At 40.2% G+C, this 12,809-nt stretch carries 18 protein-coding genes; 11 read left to right on the plus strand and 7 right to left on the minus strand.

Translation table 11 applies throughout. The features are described from left to right. Positions 1–250: 250 nt before the first annotated feature. Positions 251–991 carry a hypothetical protein gene (locus ABTV07_RS09695; RefSeq protein ID WP_433750567.1) on the minus strand — a complete coding sequence of 247 codons (741 nt, stop codon included), beginning with the start codon at positions 989–991 and terminating at the stop codon, positions 251–253. A 117-nt stretch (positions 992–1,108) separates the two neighbouring features. Between ABTV07_RS09695 and ABTV07_RS09700 the strand changes: the two genes are divergently transcribed. Then, positions 1,109–1,669, plus strand: coding sequence for an ATP-binding protein (locus tag ABTV07_RS09700; RefSeq protein WP_433750569.1), 561 nt, complete (start codon positions 1,109–1,111; stop codon positions 1,667–1,669). Continuing rightward, positions 1,666–2,505 carry a hypothetical protein gene (locus ABTV07_RS09705; protein WP_433750572.1) on the plus strand — a complete coding sequence of 280 codons (840 nt, stop codon included), beginning with the start codon at positions 1,666–1,668 and terminating at the stop codon, positions 2,503–2,505. The genes ABTV07_RS09700 and ABTV07_RS09705 overlap by 4 nt, the downstream gene beginning before the upstream one ends. Positions 2,506–2,962: 457 nt before the next feature. On the opposite strand, the gene ABTV07_RS09710 is transcribed toward ABTV07_RS09705, so the two are convergent. Next, positions 2,963–4,207, minus strand: coding sequence for an MDR family MFS transporter (locus tag ABTV07_RS09710; RefSeq protein ID WP_433750575.1), 1,245 nt, complete (start codon positions 4,205–4,207; stop codon positions 2,963–2,965). A gap of 329 nt (positions 4,208–4,536) precedes the next feature. Between ABTV07_RS09710 and ABTV07_RS09715 the strand changes: the two genes are divergently transcribed. Further along, on the plus strand, positions 4,537–4,872 hold the full coding sequence (locus ABTV07_RS09715) for a hydrolase (RefSeq protein WP_433750578.1): 336 nt from the start codon (positions 4,537–4,539) through the stop codon (positions 4,870–4,872). Between the two features lie 42 nt (positions 4,873–4,914). On the opposite strand, the gene ABTV07_RS09720 is transcribed toward ABTV07_RS09715, so the two are convergent. Continuing rightward, the gene (locus tag ABTV07_RS09720; protein WP_433750580.1) at positions 4,915–5,235 is read right to left on the minus strand and encodes a hypothetical protein; all 321 of its coding nucleotides are present in this window, start codon (positions 5,233–5,235) and stop codon (positions 4,915–4,917) included. A gap of 87 nt (positions 5,236–5,322) precedes the next feature. On the opposite strand from ABTV07_RS09720, the gene ABTV07_RS09725 reads away from it, so the two are divergent. The 4 genes from ABTV07_RS09725 (at position 5,323) to ABTV07_RS09740 (ending at position 7,631) form a co-directional block, all read left to right on the plus strand. After that, positions 5,323–5,700, plus strand: a complete 378-nt coding sequence (locus ABTV07_RS09725; protein ID WP_433750583.1) for a MerR family transcriptional regulator — start codon at positions 5,323–5,325, stop codon at positions 5,698–5,700. Positions 5,701–5,713: 13 nt separating this feature from the next. Further along, positions 5,714–6,178: a DinB family protein gene (locus ABTV07_RS09730; RefSeq protein WP_433750586.1), complete on the plus strand. Its 465-nt coding sequence runs from the start codon at positions 5,714–5,716 to the stop codon at positions 6,176–6,178. A gap of 64 nt (positions 6,179–6,242) precedes the next feature. After that, positions 6,243–6,683 (plus strand): NUDIX hydrolase, encoded by a 441-nt coding sequence (locus ABTV07_RS09735; protein ID WP_433750589.1) that lies wholly within the window; start codon positions 6,243–6,245, stop codon positions 6,681–6,683. Between the two features lie 108 nt (positions 6,684–6,791). Continuing rightward, entirely contained in the window at positions 6,792–7,631 is an 840-nt protein-coding gene (locus ABTV07_RS09740; RefSeq protein ID WP_433750592.1) for a hypothetical protein, read from the plus strand. A gap of 48 nt (positions 7,632–7,679) precedes the next feature. Here ABTV07_RS09740 and ABTV07_RS09745 read toward each other — a convergent pair whose 3' ends face one another. Beyond that, complete coding sequence (locus tag ABTV07_RS09745; protein ID WP_433750594.1) at positions 7,680–8,138, minus strand: N-acetyltransferase family protein; 459 nt, start codon at positions 8,136–8,138, stop codon at positions 7,680–7,682. Next, positions 8,119–8,511, minus strand: a complete 393-nt coding sequence (locus ABTV07_RS09750) for a MerR family transcriptional regulator (RefSeq protein WP_433750595.1) — start codon at positions 8,509–8,511, stop codon at positions 8,119–8,121. The genes ABTV07_RS09745 and ABTV07_RS09750 overlap by 20 nt, the downstream gene beginning before the upstream one ends. An 87-nt stretch (positions 8,512–8,598) precedes the next feature. Here ABTV07_RS09750 and ABTV07_RS09755 point away from each other — a divergent pair, with 87 nt between their 5' ends. Both ABTV07_RS09755 and ABTV07_RS09760 read left to right on the plus strand, forming a co-directional pair. Beyond that, positions 8,599–8,970, plus strand: a complete 372-nt coding sequence (locus ABTV07_RS09755; protein WP_433750598.1) for a carboxymuconolactone decarboxylase family protein — start codon at positions 8,599–8,601, stop codon at positions 8,968–8,970. A 122-nt stretch (positions 8,971–9,092) separates the two neighbouring features. Then, positions 9,093–9,575 (plus strand): hypothetical protein, encoded by a 483-nt coding sequence (locus ABTV07_RS09760; protein ID WP_433750601.1) that lies wholly within the window; start codon positions 9,093–9,095, stop codon positions 9,573–9,575. Positions 9,576–9,615: 40 nt separating this feature from the next. Here the strand turns inward: ABTV07_RS09760 and ABTV07_RS09765 are convergent, their stop codons facing one another. Both ABTV07_RS09765 and ABTV07_RS09770 read right to left on the minus strand, forming a co-directional pair. Next, positions 9,616–10,362 (minus strand): hypothetical protein, encoded by a 747-nt coding sequence (locus ABTV07_RS09765; RefSeq protein ID WP_433750604.1) that lies wholly within the window; start codon positions 10,360–10,362, stop codon positions 9,616–9,618. A 44-nt stretch (positions 10,363–10,406) separates the two neighbouring features. After that, a complete protein-coding gene (locus ABTV07_RS09770) occupies positions 10,407–10,796 on the minus strand; it encodes a hypothetical protein (RefSeq protein WP_433750607.1) in 390 nt (129 codons plus the stop codon). A 223-nt stretch (positions 10,797–11,019) separates the two neighbouring features. Here ABTV07_RS09770 and ABTV07_RS09775 point away from each other — a divergent pair, with 223 nt between their 5' ends. Continuing rightward, positions 11,020–11,820: a YihY/virulence factor BrkB family protein gene (locus ABTV07_RS09775; protein WP_433750609.1), complete on the plus strand. Its 801-nt coding sequence runs from the start codon at positions 11,020–11,022 to the stop codon at positions 11,818–11,820. A 72-nt stretch (positions 11,821–11,892) separates the two neighbouring features. Then, entirely contained in the window at positions 11,893–12,804 is a 912-nt protein-coding gene (locus ABTV07_RS09780; protein WP_433750612.1) for a cation diffusion facilitator family transporter, read from the plus strand. Positions 12,805–12,809 lie beyond the last annotated feature (5 nt).

Consider the following 12,809-nt stretch of genomic DNA (forward strand, 5'->3'; position numbering starts at 1 on the left):
AATAATCCGAGTATGAAAGATATGACAGATATGAACCAATATATGTAAGGTGGGGCTATCGACCACTCAGAGTAGATTAAGTTTACTAAAACCAATAAAGAGAGCAAGCATAAATAAAATGACCATAAATTATATCTTTGAGACATTATGTATCCTTTCCAGTATAAAGTTTACGCTTTTATCCATTAGACGGATTTCTGTCATAAATGTTTCAGTTAGACTAATAATTACGGGCAACATTTTGTGAAATTCATCCCGATTGAGCACTTGTTTTTCCCGTATAGATTGCTATCTCGCTAATAATCAAACTCAATTTCAATCTTCCCAGCCATTCTTCTGTAGAGCCGTTTTTCCTTGAAACCCCATTAATTTCTTCATGGTATTCCAACCCTTCGACCGCCTTATACTCTACACTCGAATTTCCGATTCTATGTACAATCATGGCCCATTCGGCATCCGTCATCTTTTCTTTTGAATGTTCAATTATTATTTCCGCACTTCGCCTGGAGAAAGAGCAGGAACCAGCCGTAATATCAACTTCTTTGCCTAATTCCAACGAACAAATTTTATTGGTGATTTTCTCTGTCTCTATCCATTCCTCAGGGTGGGTATTCATTGCTCTCTCTGTACGGCCAAGGATCTGATAGTCATAGTGAGGTATTCCCGCAACAGTGGTTTTTAACTCGTCTAAGTAAGTTTTCCCCCAAGTCAATAACCGGTCAAAGTCGCAGTAGTGAAAATACTCGCTTTTACCTGATAGTCCGAAATTGACCACCTCTCTGCGTGCTTGTGCAGCACCTAGTTTAGGAATAATTTTGACGTTAAACTTGCTATTTTGCATCTGCATAATCAATTCACTGGAAGATTGGTCGCTTATTGTAATAAAAAGATCTGAGTAAATTTCTTCTAAATCTTTTTGTAATGCTTTAAAAAGATTTATAGTTTTGCCGGAAGGGTCGTGAGTAACGGTTAGAAGGCCGATGTTGGACAATATTTTCACCTCAATAGCAATTTTCAATTTGCAAAATATGTTAGACTGATATTATCAAAATTTACCAAATATTCGTTTAATATGCAAATGTCCGTTAATGGAAGAAGGGGAACGAAATTGAAGAAGCGACTGGTTATCATTACGGTTGGCAAAACACATAGCGGGAAAACAACTTTTGCCAAGGCGTTGGAAAAGAAACTGGTAAATGGAGTTGTCATAGATCAAGACAACCATGCACAATTCATACAAACTCATTACCAATCCCTTGTACCAAAACATGGCGCAAATACTTTGAAGCACGCTGTTTCCAGACTTATTGTCGATTATGCGAAAGAACATTCAAAGTGCGATTTCATTATCTGCAACTCCAATTTAAATAGGAACGATCGAGAATATCTGCTTAAAGAGTTGTTTGATGAACAAAATTTCATCCGGATTCTGATTCACTTTGATTTGCCTGTAGAAGTTTTAAAGGAAAGGGTGTCAGCGAGTAAAAGAAGTACAAACATTTTTAGGAATGACAGCATTACCTTTAAACAATTGCTGCAAAGTCAGGAGGCAGAAGCTCCTATTGAAGGAGAAGCTGACTACTTATTTGCAATAAGAGATAGTCAAGAAGGTAATAGAGCGATGGAGGAAATTTTAGCGATTGCTCACGAAAGAGGAGGAAAAATATGAAAATCATTGATACTGTGCCGTATTTCCTTGAAAACTATGAACCTTCATTGGGCTTTATTGGAAATTATCATTCTCGATATCCTGATATTTTTCATGAATACTTTTCTTACCATTGTCAAAATACCGATGAAAGGCTGCTAGCTGCCATAGAGAAGTATCCCCATCATATGGAGTCCATCAGGGAGGGGCACCAAGTGATTGTCCCCGTTATCGAGGATGTGGTGGCAGCATACAAGAAAATCTATGGGGTTCATTTTCCTATTGATGTCAATTTAATTGTTGGCGGATTTGGTTCGAATGCTTATACCTACCGCCAAGTGATCCCTAACATTTCGTTTGCGCTGGAAAGGCTCTCTTCAGAAGCTGAACATCTGAAAGTGATTGCCGCCCACGAATTTGGTCATGCAGCCCATAACATTCTTTCAGATCAAGCGGGAATGAATTGGAGAGAACTGCAATGGACCAGTCCTCTTACTTGGCTGATTCAAGAAGGTGCCGCTATTCATTTTTCAAGGACCATTGCAGCTGGACTAAATCCTTCCGTTTATTTTCATTTTAATGACGAAGGGGAGGACTGGCTAGCTTTTGCTGAATCAAGCAAGGAAATGATAAAAAATAGGTTTTCCAGAGATTACAAGAAAGAATCTTCCTCAAACTTGTTTCCTGAATGGTTCTCGATCAGAGGGGGAAAGACGTTTGGTTATGATCGCCTTGGCTATTTTCTCGCAGATATGTTCTTTCAGGATTTGATCCAGAGAAAAGGAGAATTAGATGCTGTTATTGCTTGGAAAGAAGAGGATTTTGAAAATCGTGTTGTAACTTGGTTTGAAGAATAAGGATGAAAGCACCCATCCGTTTTACATAGAATTCAATCATGCAAATTAAAGAGGTCTTCTATCGCTATCTACATTCAAACTCATCCTTCTTCTCGGTATGGAGAATGACTCGCAAAGAAGAGGACCGACCACCCAAAGTTAAATGGTAAAAAGGAAGTGGTTATGCTCAAGTGGTAATGGAATTTAAGGAAATCCATTATAACCAACAGAATTGGAGCGGCTGCCAGGATGGGTAAGAAGCGGGAAAATTTAAAAAGAAAGGCATCTATCAGTTTTTCAAATGACATATTTTCTCTCCTTCTAAATTTTTAATATATAGTTCAAATTCCGTCCCCAGCTTAAATGTTATATGTATTATAAGAACACCTGCTTACGGATTTCTTACAAGTGGCAAACAAATTCTTACAAAAGGTTTCCTCCATAAGAAAAAGCTTAGGGATGCTTCCCTAAGCTTAATCTAAGCGGCTGTTTGATGTTCCTTAAGTAAACGAAAGAGCAAATGATAAAACACAATGCTGACAAGTGAAAAGCCGAGTATGATCGTGAAGATTCCCATTGGCGCAATCCAGCTGGAAAGGAACACGGTGATGGGAGCTAAAAATTTGCCGATTGTGTACTGTAAGCTGTCGGCGCCCATATACTGTCCGCGGGCATTCTCAGGTGCATAGCGGCTGATGAAGCTTTGGGTGACTGGGGAACGTACCATTTCCCCGAAAGTAAAGATGATGGTCACGAAAAATAAGTACCAGATATTTGAATTCAGCCCTACGAGAAATGTTCCGCCGCCTGCCATCAAGGAAGAGAGGATGAATACATTTCGCTCCTTCCAATGGCCGAACCATTTGGTGACAGGGAGGATGAACAGAACAAATAAAAGGCCGTTAAATCCGAGAACCCACCCAAATACTTCCGTACTGCTGATTTGGAATGACCAATGGTTCCAAGTGAAAAGTGCCTGTCCTGGAACGTGGTTAATGATGTAGACAGGTAGATACAGGTCCAGCTGCATAATTGCCACGAGCGAAAAGATGCCTGCAATGATATAGACTAAAAATACTTTATCGCGAAAAATGATTCCATATCCTTTCCATTGATCTTTCAACTCGCTTGAAATCGGCCGCTTTTCTTGAATCTCTACTTTAATTGGCATGGATTCATGCAAGATGAAGTAGATGGCAATAAAATAGCCAAGCATCACCGCTGCACATGTCCACAGCAGCTCCTGGCGGTAATGGAAAAAGAAGATGGCGCCAAGAAGAGGCCCAAGAATCGCTCCCAAATTATTCGCAGTAGTAAAAGTGGCAAAGATCTCGCGGAGTTCCTTAGGAGGTGCGAGATCAGCGACCATGGACTGGCTGGCTGGACGATAGATGGCACCGCCAATCCCGATGCCGATGAACGCAATATAGTCAATCCAAGGGGATCCCGACAGTGCGAATAAAGCGAACATAATCGTTTGGAATAGAGCTCCGAACAGCATAACCGGTCTCCGTCCCACGCGGTCTGAAAGCGCCCCTCCAATTAAACTCCCTAAAAGGCTGAAGAGAGGAGGGACAGTCATCAGCAGTCCAGCGATGCTTTTTCCAAAAGCCCCGCTGAAGTAGACCGTAATGAAGGGGAAGTACATCCAAAAAAGCATGTTGAATAACCCTTCCCCGATCAGCCGCAATTTTAAATTTGTATCCCAATAGCGTATTTTCATAGTGTTCTCCTTATTTATGATATTGCAAACTCAGCCGGTAACACCACTATATGGGAAATTTTCTGATAAATATAGACTTATAATGAAGAATAATCTATACTAATATTATAGAAGCCGAAGATCTATAGCTCTATTTGGATTGTACCATAAAACGAACACACGTTCTTAAGGCGCATTTTATAAATGCGTCTTTTTTGTATTTTCTTGAAATTATTGTAAATACCATTTTAATCTTCTAATAGACTTGTCCAAACACTTTCACTTTTCTCACATAATCTATCAATGAAAGGGAATATTCTCTTATTTTGTGAAGGAAAGGAGGTTTGTTGATGTCATACAGCGAACAGGAGTATTACTTTGATGAATCCAGGGCTGCTTATCTAGATGATGAAAACAGTGATGGCTACAAAAATCATCATGAGGATAAAAAGAAAAAATGCAAAGGCTGCGTTTGTGATTTGTTGAAGAATCTTCATAGTGGGACAAAAGTAGATATTTTTCTGAAATCATCACAAGAAATCAAGGGATTGATTTTTATCCGTTTTAATGACAAAAATTGCTGTGCAAGCTTTGTAGAACAATATGCTGAACATGATGGTTCCATTATTGTTTTTGACTGCGAGGTTATTAAAGGCATTAAAATCAAGAGGGACTGCAGCTGCTGATAGGATAAGGAGAAAAGCTCTCATCATTGAGAGCTTTTTGCTTTAAAAATAGTACACGACTAGTAGAATTGCAGCTACTGTTAATAGCCGGATGATATGATGTTTCAAATTTATCTTTCCATACATATGAAACCCGTTTACCATTGCTAGAAAATGCAAAGCAATTAAGCAGGAAATAAGGGCGGCCATGCCGAAAAAAGTATGATAAAAGAAAATGAACCCTATTAAAAATGTACCAATAAGTCCCATCAGGATAGAAGACCACAGTGGGATTTTCTTCTCTTTCATCTGTACCAAGCATGCAGCTATGTTCAATATTCCGTAGATTACGCTCATTCCAAGACCAATCCATTCCCATTTCATTTTCAATCTACCCCCAACAAGAGATTTCATTTCCATTTAACACCATCGGGTAGACCCGACGTCAACACCTGGAGAGGAAGAAGTTCCATGAGAATCGGTGAATTTGCAGACTTAATGAAAACAACCAAACATACGGTGCGCCATTATGAGGAATTGGAACTGTTGTCACCGGATTGGGTTGGTCCGTATAAAAAATATGGAGAAAAAGAGATTGCCAATTTTCAGGTGATTCGTGAGATGAAAGATTTTGGTCTTGCTCTCGTGGATATCCAATCATTATTTAAGTTGAAAAAAGCTTTAGGCTGTGGGGATTTGAGATTGATGAAAGAGGTCCTGGAACAATTGGAGGAACATGCTGAAGGGCTTAAAATGCAAGAGGAAGAACTGCAAGCAAGACGACTAATCCTTGTAGAGGAATTAGAGGAAATCAAAGGTTATTTTTCAAGTATGAATTACAATGAATGAGGAGATGGAAAGTATGTCTAGAAAAAGTTTATTAATAAATGTTTTGGATTCAACTTATGACCAAGAGAGCTGGTATGCTCCATTGAAACCTTCCATTGAAGGCATCACTGCGGAACAGGCATGCTGGAAACCTTCTGGGGAAGCAGCGAAATCGATTTGGGAAAACGTTAATCATGTTATGTATTATAAGGAGAGGCTTGTGGCCCAGTTGGAAGGAAACGAGTGGCCGTATAACCTCAGTGGGGATGAGAATTTCCATTTTACAAAACAATCAAGTGACGAGACGGAGTGGAAGAATATCATTGAACGAGTAGAAGAGGCCCATTTGAAACTCAGGGACCTTCTGATGAAAAAAACAGATGAAGAAATACGGGAACTTGAAGGGAAATTAATGGACATCTTCCTTCATGATGCCTATCACACTGGGCAGATCATGCAGATCCGGAAATTGCAGGGGGCTTGGCCGTCGAATCGATAGCAATTTATAGAAAAACATTATATAGAATGTTAAGACAGTACGATTCACCTAGGGAGTGTTAGAGATGTTTTTTGTCAATGTTGAAGGTGCTGTATATAAGGAAGATAAATGGCTAATTATTGAACGCAGTTTGAAAGAACAACATGCGGGAGGGCTTCTTTCTTTAGTAGGGGGTACAGTTGAGAATGAAGGCAACTCCGTAAAGATTTTAGAGAGAACATTACGCCGGGAACTATTCGAAGAAGTTGGAGTAACAGTAAAAGAAAAGTTAGACTATGTAAGTAACACCTCATTTAAGTTACATAATGATGAAGAGGTAATTGATATTGTTTTTCTCTGTGAGTTTGAAGAGGGGGAACCTTTTGTTAAAAGTCCAGATGAAGTCAATGCGGTATATTGGATGTCAACGGATGAAATTATTAAACATCCTAAAGCTCCTGTTTGGCTAATTGATAGTATAAAAGAAGCTGATGCCCTCTTGAAAAAAAGAGTTAGTCCTTATTGAGCAAATGAGAGCGATGCCGTCGTATTGGTAGCCAAATGAAAGGAAAATGGAAGTTTCAAAGTTTCCTCCAAACTGTGTTATTATTTAAAAGAGATAGGAGGGATTTTAATGAAAGAGACTTTGAAATTAATTCTCAATGAATTACAAGAACTCAAAGAAGGACAACAGGAACTGAAGGTAGATGTATCAAGTATTCAAGTAGATTTGTCAAATGTAAAGGGCGATATGTCAGAAGTTAAAGTGGATTTGTCAAATGTAAAAGGAGATATGTCAGAAGTTAAAGTGGATTTGTCAAATGTAAAAGGAGATATGTCAGAAGTTAAAGTAGATTTGTCAAATGTAAAGGGCGATATGTCAGAGGTTAAAGTGGATCTGTCAAATGTAAAAGGAGATATGTCAGAGGTTAAAGTGGATTTGTCAAATGTAAAAGGAGATATGTCAGAAGTTAAAGTAGATTTGTCAAATGTAAAAGGAGATATGTCAGAAGTTAAAGTAGATTTGTCAAATGTAAAGGGCGATATGTCAGAGGTTAAAGTAGATTTGTCAAATGTAAAGGGCGATATGTCAGAGGTAAAAGTGGATCTGTCAAATGTAAAGGGCGATATGTCAGAGGTAAAAGTGGATCTGTCAAATGTAAAGGGCGATATGTCAGAGGTTAAAGTGGATCTGTCAAATGTAAAAGGAGATATGTCAGAAGTTAAAGTGGATTTGTCAAATGTAAAAGGAGGTATGTCAGAAGTTAAAGTAGACCTGTCAAATGTTAAAAATAATCTCATTAATAGTCTTGGTCCATATTTTGAAAAAATTGAGAAACATATTGATGTAAAAACCGATGAACTTAAAGAATCATTAAATGACCAGCAAAGAATTATTGATATTTTAGCAATCCGATCTATTAAACAGGAAAGTGAAATTAAAGACTTTAAACGCATGTTGAAAAACCAATAATAGAGAATATCTCCATTTCCTCTTCAAATATCTGCAAATAGTATCCCTCTAACTCAACTTTTTCATAACCCGCACGCGGTCCTGTCCTGGTCCGTCGTAATCTTTAGAATTCCCGGATGTCTGATCTTCGATTGCGAACCCCATTTTCGTGTGAAAAGCGATGGATCCTTTATTAATCGGCGATGTGACACACCTTATAACGCTGCGGCCTTGCATGGAGGCAGCTTCAAAAAAACGGTGATACAGCAATTGTCCAATTCCTTTTTTACGATAGGCAGGATGGATGCCGACAAAATGAATATACGCCTCATCTTGCTTGCTTTGAGAAAGAAATCCAATTAAGAATCCGATAATCTGATTGTCTTCCTCAATGATAAAGGAAGTATAGGAAAAATGTTCAAAGAATAGCCTCGGAAGCATGTCGGCCATTTGTCTGCCACCCCACCAATCATTTAGAACCGGCAGAATGACATTATAATCTGAACTTTCAACGTGTCGTATTTCCATCCTCATTTTCCTCCAATGCTTGATAATGCAAAATCTTCTCCTCAATTTTATTCAGATTTTCCTTTAAAGATTGAATCTGCTTCTGCACCTCATTTTGATGGGACTCTAGAAGCTTTATCCTTGCAGAAATGGTTTCATCCCCTTCACTGCGTAGGGCCGAAAAGAGCTTCATGTTTTCAATCGACATACCGGTGTCTTTCAACCTGATGAGAAACTCAATCCAGAGAATATCTTTTTCCCCGTATTGGCGATAGCCATTTTCATCCCTTTTTACATCATTTAATAGTCCGATTTTTTCATAGTAACGAAGTGTGTGAACGGATAAACCTGTTTGTTTAGCCATTTTTTGAATGGAAAATATTTTTGTCGTCATAGGAAAATTATAACATAATTGTGCTTGCTATAGAGTGCACTCTAACGTTTATTCTGAGAAAAGAATAAACGAAAGGGGAAGTGAAGGATGGATAAAATTCGTTTTGAAAAAGGTTGGTCAAAATTAATGGAAGTGGATGGGGAAGGGGGACAGAGGGTCATTGATTCCCTAAAAGATATTGCCCCTGACTTAGGAAAATACGTTGTGGAATTTGCTTTTGGGGATATTTACAACAGAGAAGGATTGGATTTGAAGCAGAGGCAGCTTGTAACAATTACCGCTCTTACGGTATTGGGTGGATGTGAGCCGCAGCTCAAGGTACATCTTCAGGCAGGATTAAATGTGGGGCTCACGAAAAATGAAGTCGTTGAGGCCATTATGCATTGTGCTCCTTACGCTGGATTTCCCAGGGTGTTGAATGCAATTTTTACAGCAAAAGAAATATTTAAGGTAGAGTAATATTCGTAAGTTCCGCCCAATTTGCCCAAAATTCCGCTAATGCCTATGTCGGCACCCAACGTCTATTCATTTAATGGAAATAGGATTTTTTTTATGGATAGTGAAAGAAGGGAATGAGGGCAATGTCCGATCACCACGATCATGATGAAAGTCTTGATGAGGAACTGATTGATGAAGTAGAAGTGAATGAGGGTGGAGAGACGACTACATGTGTTTCCATTGTTCATCAGAATGTATGTGTAGAAGCGCTCGTAACGATCAAACCAAGGGTGACCATTGGAGATGGCGTGAAAGTAATATGCGGAAAATCGCATATTACTAATAGACACCATGATTCCCACTTAACTACTTCAAATGGTCCAAGAACTATGAGAAAAGCGCTGCCATATGTGGAGACATTTGATACCAGCTGCCATCATGGAGATGAATGCACATTTAGTGTCGGCCAAGAATTATGTATCTCAATCCCGCTGGTCTTTAGTGCAGAGGCTGTCGTGAGGCCGGATAAAGTTGCTTGCGATAAACCGGGTCCTGGGCCGTGCCCGCACTGTGATGAAGAAGAAGATTTAGGTCGGCAAGAATATTTAGATGATGATCAATATTGAATAAACAGACAGTCATTGGGCTGTCTGTTTTATATTTTTATTACTGTTCTTCACATGGTCCAGGGCAATTTTCCACAAGTCCAAGGTTATATTCATCTAATAACCCTGTGAATTCAGGTGCGCCTGTTGTTCCCCCTGTTGGTGAATTTGCCAAGAATGTGTTGGCATCATCGATCGTATCAAGAGCAAATTGACAGCCTGCTCCGTTTAATACATTTAAGTTGGCAGCCAATAATTGAGCATAAAGAGCTTGGTATTGCCCTCGTAAAGGTGGATTAGCCGGTGTTGGAGGAATTGGTGCATCCCCTGAGAGGATAGCTGTAGCATTTAAAGTTGTTGCGGTTAAACTGAGGCCCTGTGTTCCTTCTCCTAAAATAATCGATCCTCCAGCCGCAGTGATTAATGCATTTGTTTCATCTGGATGATTACTGAAATAACCTCTAGACAACGTACAGGCCGTACTTATTGGACAGTTGGGCTGATTAAATGCTGGCCCGCATCCCACAGCTCCAGGTGTTGCAACGACATCCGCATTGAAAGTAAGCGGCATGGTGACGCAGAGTACTTGTGCGAAAGATGTCGTACAGGAGCCAGGTACAGTTGTGCTTGGTGTAAAGCCTAGTTCAGCACAAGTGGTCCCTACAGAAGGAAGTCCAACACAAGCTACCATTGGTGTTCCGGGGGTTACTGTTGGTGTAATTGTGACGAGAGCTTCCACACAGACTTGCTGGCTGACTGCGTTGGTACAACCTTGCTCTTGCTGAACAACTATATTTTCTTTTGCCATAGTTCTACTCCTTTCTATATTAAATTTCATAAACGCTAATTCTACTAAACAACTGGGCAGTTCGGTGCATTAAATGCAGGTCCACAGCCTACGCCGCCTGGTGTTGCAACAACATCTGCATTGAATGTAAGCGGCATTGTAACGCATAGAACTTGGGCAAAAGAAGTAGTACAGGATCCCGGTACGGTTGTACTTGGTGTAAAGCCAAGGTCAGCACAAGTGGTCCCTACAGAAGGAAGTCCAACGCATGCTACCATTGGGGTTCCTGGTGTTACTGTTGGAGTAATAGTGACGACCGCTTCTACGCAAACCTGCTGGCTGACTGCATTCGTACAGCCCTCTTGATTTGGTTGTTGAGGTGCAGCAGGTACGCCGCATCCGCAAGGAGTATTTTGATCTTCCACTAATTTTTTTTCATTTTGCTCAGATGACATAAAACATGTCTCCTTTCAATAGGAATAGTAAATTATATTCAGCTATACCTAAGAAGGTATAAACAAATTGTCCACTTTTCTTGAAAATGGGTCCAAGTCCCTTGATTCGTGTTGATCTGAAATCATAACTCTTCCTCAATATTGGTTTAATTTTTCACCCAAACAGGGAAAACTAAGGGATGATTGAATTTTTTCAGTGCCCTGAGAATGGGAGGGGTGTGGTATGAGAGTGAATATCGTGAAGGAAGTGGGCATCCGATTTTTTACGCTGCGGGTGTACGATTTATCTGCGCAGATGGCGTACTATTTTTTGATGTCTGTCTTTCCATTTTTGCTGCTGATTTATTCATTATTGGCATTTGTGCCGATACGGGCGGATGTCGTCTTAGAAATGCTGCGGCCCTATGCGCCTGTCAGTACGTATCAATTAATTGAAGATACCCTTACATATACCGTCATGAAGCAAAAAGGAAATATACTGCCCATCAGTTTGATCATTACCCTTTGGCTCTCTTCGATGGGATTTCAGAGCATGAAGCGGGTGTTGAATGCTGCCTATGGGATCACAGGAAAACATCATTTCTTGAAGGAAGTGTTGGAAGGGATTTTGCTGACAATCGGCTTTATGATCGCCATATTATTCTCGGTGTTTGTTCCGGTTTTTGAACGTATGCTTCGCCATACGATCAACGGAGCATTGCCGATTGACCAGTTGTACCGAATTCAGCTGATTATCCATTGGGGAGTGGGAAGCCTATTCTTGTTTTTGTTTTTCTTGGGATTATTTTATTTTTCTCCGAATATCAGGCTTCAATTAAAGAACGTAGTGCCTGGGGCCATATTCTCGACGATTTGCTGGCAGCTTGGATCACTCGGTTTTGCTTCCTATGTGAAGGGGAACAACTATTCAGTCCTATATGGACAAGTCGGCAGCATCGTCGTCCTGATGCTCTGGTTTTACCTATCCGCTATGATCATCATCCTGGGTGGAATCATCAATGCCGTCATAGCAAAAGAAAATTAGAGTGGTGAATAAGAATGAAACCGAAGTGACACCCGGTTTTTGTCGAATAATTTTTGCTAGGAGGGATCAATTTTGTCACATCACCATCATCATGACCATGGGTTTGATGCCGCCCGAGAAGGCAATCGAAAGGGGCTTTTGGCTGCGTTCATTATTACGCTTCTCTTTATGATCGCCGAGTTTATCGGCGGATTAATATCTAACAGTCTGGCATTGCTCTCAGACAGTGGGCATATGCTGAGCGATACAGCGTCGCTTGGCTTGAGTCTGCTCGCAATCTGGTTTGCCAGCCGACCGCCGTCGCCTAATAAAACTTATGGATACTATCGGTTCGAAATTTTAGCTGCCTTATTCAATGCCATCACTTTATTTGTTATTACCGCATTCATTTTTTATGAAGCTTATAAGCGGTTTGTCCATCCGCCTGAGGTGTCAAGTGGAACCATGCTCATCATAGCGATTTTAGGATTGTTGTCAAACTTATTGAGCGCCTGGTTCTTAATGAAAAAAGGGGATGTGAAGGAGAATCTTAATTTAAAAAGTGCCTATCTTCATGTCCTTGGGGATACGCTCGGTTCCATAGGAGCGATTGGGGCAAGCCTTCTGATCATGTTTTTCAAATGGTATATAGCCGATCCAATCATCTCGGTCATTGTCGGCCTCTTGATTCTAAAAAGTGCATGGGGCATCCTGCAGAACAGCGTGCATATTCTCATGGAAGGGACTCCCGATCATTGCAATGAGGAAGAAATGACCGAGCGGCTGAAAGAAGTGGACGGTGTGCTTGAAGTGCATGACATCCACATCTGGACCATCACATCCGGAATGGACCTCTTTACCTGCCACGTTCAAATAGAAGAAGATCGCAATGAACAGGATTTGCTGCAAAAATTGATTGGATTGTTAAAGGTTGAATATAAAATCGAACACAGTACCATTCAAATCGAAAAGTCCATGCTGAGTCATCCGGAATTAAAAGTGTAAAGATG

Source organism: Falsibacillus pallidus, from assembly GCF_050990905.1.
Lineage (GTDB): Bacteria > Bacillota > Bacilli > Bacillales > DSM-25281 > Falsibacillus > Falsibacillus pallidus_A.

What these genes read in the sequence shown, in the direction of transcription:
- ABTV07_RS09710 (WP_433750575.1), bottom strand. Translation starts at nt 4,207, where the DNA reads ATGAAAATACGCTATTGGGATACAAATTTAAAATTGCGGCTGATCGGG.
- ABTV07_RS09705 (WP_433750572.1), top strand. Translation starts at nt 1,666, where the DNA reads ATGAAAATCATTGATACTGTGCCGTATTTCCTTGAAAACTATGAACCT.
- ABTV07_RS09725 (WP_433750583.1), top strand. Translation starts at nt 5,323, where the DNA reads ATGAGAATCGGTGAATTTGCAGACTTAATGAAAACAACCAAACATACG.
- ABTV07_RS09745 (WP_433750594.1), bottom strand. Translation starts at nt 8,138, where the DNA reads ATGGAAATACGACACGTTGAAAGTTCAGATTATAATGTCATTCTGCCG.
- ABTV07_RS09740 (WP_433750592.1), top strand. Translation starts at nt 6,792, where the DNA reads ATGAAAGAGACTTTGAAATTAATTCTCAATGAATTACAAGAACTCAAA.
- ABTV07_RS09720 (WP_433750580.1), bottom strand. Translation starts at nt 5,235, where the DNA reads ATGAAATGGGAATGGATTGGTCTTGGAATGAGCGTAATCTACGGAATA.
- ABTV07_RS09715 (WP_433750578.1), top strand. Translation starts at nt 4,537, where the DNA reads ATGTCATACAGCGAACAGGAGTATTACTTTGATGAATCCAGGGCTGCT.
- ABTV07_RS09755 (WP_433750598.1), top strand. Translation starts at nt 8,599, where the DNA reads ATGGATAAAATTCGTTTTGAAAAAGGTTGGTCAAAATTAATGGAAGTG.
- ABTV07_RS09730 (WP_433750586.1), top strand. Translation starts at nt 5,714, where the DNA reads ATGTCTAGAAAAAGTTTATTAATAAATGTTTTGGATTCAACTTATGAC.
- ABTV07_RS09735 (WP_433750589.1), top strand. Translation starts at nt 6,243, where the DNA reads ATGTTTTTTGTCAATGTTGAAGGTGCTGTATATAAGGAAGATAAATGG.
- ABTV07_RS09760 (WP_433750601.1), top strand. Translation starts at nt 9,093, where the DNA reads ATGTCCGATCACCACGATCATGATGAAAGTCTTGATGAGGAACTGATT.
- ABTV07_RS09750 (WP_433750595.1), bottom strand. Translation starts at nt 8,511, where the DNA reads ATGACGACAAAAATATTTTCCATTCAAAAAATGGCTAAACAAACAGGT.
- ABTV07_RS09770 (WP_433750607.1), bottom strand. Translation starts at nt 10,796, where the DNA reads ATGTCATCTGAGCAAAATGAAAAAAAATTAGTGGAAGATCAAAATACT.
- ABTV07_RS09765 (WP_433750604.1), bottom strand. Translation starts at nt 10,362, where the DNA reads ATGGCAAAAGAAAATATAGTTGTTCAGCAAGAGCAAGGTTGTACCAAC.
- ABTV07_RS09775 (WP_433750609.1), top strand. Translation starts at nt 11,020, where the DNA reads ATGAGAGTGAATATCGTGAAGGAAGTGGGCATCCGATTTTTTACGCTG.